The organism is Pseudomonas sp. P5_B2, assembly GCF_056400445.1.
Genome location: NZ_JBFULH010000405.1, coordinates 1 through 3,766, shown reverse-complemented (window position 1 = coordinate 3,766; position 3,766 = coordinate 1). Strand labels below are relative to the sequence as shown.

Below are 3,766 nucleotides of genomic sequence, written 5' to 3'. Positions count from 1 at the left end.
GCCAAAACCATGATGCAGAAGGTCCTGACTCTCGGTCAGTGATAAGGGGCGACTCTGATGAGTGTTATCGATACCACCAGCGGCTTGAGCCTCAATGATGTTTTGGCCAATTCCTCGGTCAAGACCACTAGCACTAGCAACGACGGCCTGGCCGGGGCCACTGGCAGTGCTGCCGGCAAAAAAGAGTTGGGCAAAGACGCGTTCCTGCAATTGCTGGTGACCCAGCTGAAAAACCAGAACCCGCTTGAACCACAGGACAACGGCGAGTTCGTCGCTCAGTTGGCGCAGTTCAGTAGCTTGGAAGGCATCACCACGCTCAACAATACGGTCGGAGGCATCGCCGGTAATTACAACTCGTCGCAAGCGTTGCAAGCTTCTTCGCTGGTGGGCCGCTCTGTTATCGCCCAGACCGACACCGCAGTGGTTGATACGTCCAAGAGTTTCAGCGGCACGGCGGTTGTGCCGGCATCGGCGGACCCGGTGACGATCAAGATCACCGATGCCGATGGCAAAGTCATTCGTACCATCGACCTGGGTAGCCAACCAACCGGCAACGCCAGTTTCATCTGGGACGGTAAAAACGATGCGGGTGAAGTGGCCACGGCCGGAACGTACAAGTTCGCCGCCACCGCGACTTACGACAGCCAGGCGACCTCGTTGGTGACCTACCTGCCCGCAACCGTCAACAGCGTGACCATCAGCCAGACCGGCGGTGAGTTGATGCTGAACCTGGCCGGCCTGGGCAGCATTGCCCTGTCCAAAGTCCAAACCATCGGTATATAGAGCCGGCTAACACGGCACAAAGGAGTGGAATATGTCTTTCAATATCGGCCTTAGCGGTCTCTATGCTGCCAACAAACAACTGGACGTAACCGGCAACAACATCGCCAACGTCGCGACCACCGGTTTCAAATCCTCCCGTGCAGAATTCGAAGACGTCTACTCGGCCTCCCGCCTGGGCACCGGCAGCAAAACGACCGGCAACGGCGTGCGCCTGGCCAACGTTTCCCAGCAGTTCAGCCAGGGCGACGTGAGCAACACCGGCCAGGTGTTGGACCTGGGTATCCAGGGCAACGGTTTCTTCATCCTCAGCGACAACGGTTCGATGAGCTACACCCGTGCCGGCGCGTTCAAGACTGACGCCGAAAATTACGTGGTAGATAACAACGGCAACCGTTTGCAGGGGTATGGCGTAGACACCAACGGCAAGATCATCAACGGCGTGCTGACCGACTTGAAAATCAATACGTCGAACCAGGCGCCGAATGCGACTACTCGTGTCGATCAGACGATGAACCTGAACTCCTCGGACGCACTGCCAACCGTAACGCCGTTCAACATCAAAGACACCAACAGCTACAACAAAACCATTTCCACCCCTGTGTACGACACGCAGGGTAACAAGCACTCGATGGACCAATACTACGTAAAAACTCCGGGGGCCAACTCCTGGACGGTTTACACCTACATGGACGGCCGTAGCCCAAGCGACCCGACGGCAAACCCACCGGAGCCGATGATAGCTGACATCACCTTCAAACCGGATGGCAGCATCAATACRCTGACGACGCCTCCACCTCCAGCCTCGGGGTGGACGCTGACCGGTACCACGCTGACCATGACGGACTGGAAGCCGGGCGTGCTGGTTGACGCTGACACCAACCCGCCAACCTGGGCCCTGAACGGCTCTGATCCGGATGCTGGCGGTGTTGCGTTCGACATGGGCAAAACCACTTCGTACGCTTCGCCAACCGCACGTACTGCGCAGTACCAGGACGGCTACGCCACTGGCCAGATCTCCAGTCTGACCATCGGCGAAAGCGGTGTCATGACCGCCAACTTCAGCAACGGGCAAACCAAGGCCATCGGCCAGGTAGCCGTGGCCAGCTTCGCCAACGAACAAGGCTTGCAGCCAATGGGTGGTTCCAGCTGGAAAGAAACCTTCTCCTCGGGCGTGGCCGGCGTCGATGCACCGAAAACCGGAACGCTGGGTTCGGTTGTGTCCAACTCGCTGGAAGAATCCAACGTTAACCTGACCAACGAACTGGTTGATTTGATCAAGGCGCAGAGCAACTACCAGGCGAACGCCAAGACCATCTCCACCGAGAGCACCATCATGCAGACCATCATTCAGATGGCTTGATGCCTGATAGCGCTACTTGAAGAGCCCCTCGAAGAGGGGTTTTTTTTGGGCCGGAATTTGTCTCGGCTCCTGGATATCCAGATTGTTTGTTTCGGCCATATTTCGAGCAGGCTCGCTCTGACAGGAGCGTGATAACCCCATTCAGGCAAAAAATCATTAGTGCGATCACCCCAGGTTATCGCCGGATACGCATAAGTGATTATCCGCTCCCCCGAGCGCTGGCTAAAGTCGCTCCATCGAATGCCGGAACCCGCCCCCGAGCGGCTCTGCGCAGCGACCTGACAACTACAAGAAGCCGGCAGCGCAAGGAACTGTATTCATGAAAATCAAAGCCATCCGTACCCGTGTTTTTGAGTGGAAAGGCAAAGTCGTTCCCCCTCAAGCACACTTCTGCACCAACGCCAGTGACATCCTTTTCGAGCGCGGCGACGCTATGGGCTCGTTCCGTTTTCACGGCTGGCTGGTGGTGGAAGTCGAGACCGATACCGGTCTGGTCGGCATCGGTAACTGCGCTCTGGCGCCGCGCGTGGCCAAGGAAATCATCGACACCTACCTGGCACCGATTGCAATCGGCGAAGACCCGTTCGACAACGAATACATCTGGCAGAAGATGTACCGCCAGAGCCACGCCTGGGGCCGTAAAGGCATCGGCATGGCGGCGATCTCGGCCATCGACATCGCCATCTGGGACATCATGGGCAAAGCGGTAAACAAGCCGGTGTTCAAATTGCTTGGCGGACGGACCAAGGAAAAGATCTGGACCTACGCCTCCAAACTTTACGCCAATGACAACCTCGACCTGTTTCTCGAAGAAGCCCAGGGTTACCTGAACCAGGGTTTCACCGCGCTGAAAATGCGTTTCGGCTACGGCCCGAAAGACGGCCCGGCGGGCATGCGCAAGAACATCGAACAAGTGCGTGCGCTGCGTAACCTGGCCGGCCCGGACATCGACATCATGCTCGAATGCTACATGGGCTGGACCCTGGAATATGCGCGGCGCATGTTGCCAAAACTCGCCGAATTCGAGCCGCGCTGGCTGGAAGAGCCGGTGATCGCCGATGACATCGAGGGTTACATCGAGCTGAAAAAAATGGGGATCATGCCGATCTCCGGCGGCGAGCATGAGTTCACCTCTTACGGCTTCAAAGACCTGCTGGAACGCCGCGCCATCGACGTCATCCAGTACGACACCAACCGCGTGGGCGGCATCACCGCAGCGCGCAAGATCAACGCCATGGCCGAAGCCTGGTCGGTGCCGGTGATTCCCCATGCCGGGCAGATGCACAACTACCACCTGACCATGTCCACCACCGCCTCGCCAATGGCCGAGTTCTTCCCGGTGTTCGACGTCGAGGTCGGCAACGAACTCTTCTACTACGTGTTCAAGGGTGAGCCGCAACCGGTCAACGGCTACATCCAACTCGACGACAACAAGCCAGGCCTGGGCCTGGAAATCTCCGATGAGTATTTGAGCGACTTCAACATCATCGAGTGACCCTGTGGCGAGGGGGCTTGGCGAAACGTCGCACCGCCCCGTTCGGCTGCGCAGCAGTCGTGAATCCGATCAACTCGGTCCGTTTGCTCGGGCGCTGGGGCCGCTTCGCAACCCAACGGGGCGGTGCG

At 58.1% G+C, this 3,766-nt stretch carries 3 protein-coding genes; all 3 read left to right on the top strand.

Annotated features, from left to right (window positions below; genetic code table 11):
* Positions 1–57 precede the first annotated feature (57 nt).
* The 3 genes from flgD (at position 58) to AC1DRJ_RS21345 (ending at position 3,638) form a co-directional block, all read left to right on the top strand.
* Positions 58–783: a flagellar hook assembly protein FlgD gene (flgD, locus tag AC1DRJ_RS21355; protein WP_477803886.1), complete on the top strand. Its 726-nt coding sequence runs from the start codon at positions 58–60 to the stop codon at positions 781–783.
* 31 nt (positions 784–814) lie between these two features.
* Positions 815–2,143: a flagellar hook protein FlgE gene (gene flgE / locus AC1DRJ_RS21350; protein ID WP_477803885.1), complete on the top strand. Its 1,329-nt coding sequence runs from the start codon at positions 815–817 to the stop codon at positions 2,141–2,143.
* Positions 2,144–2,462: 319 nt separating this feature from the next.
* Positions 2,463–3,638, top strand: a complete 1,176-nt coding sequence (locus AC1DRJ_RS21345) for an L-rhamnonate dehydratase (RefSeq protein ID WP_477803884.1) — start codon at positions 2,463–2,465, stop codon at positions 3,636–3,638.
* The last annotated feature ends 128 nt before the right edge of the window (positions 3,639–3,766 follow it).

What these genes read in the sequence shown, in the direction of transcription:
- flgD (WP_477803886.1), top strand. Translation starts at nt 58, where the DNA reads ATGAGTGTTATCGATACCACCAGCGGCTTGAGCCTCAATGATGTTTTG.
- AC1DRJ_RS21345 (WP_477803884.1), top strand. Translation starts at nt 2,463, where the DNA reads ATGAAAATCAAAGCCATCCGTACCCGTGTTTTTGAGTGGAAAGGCAAA.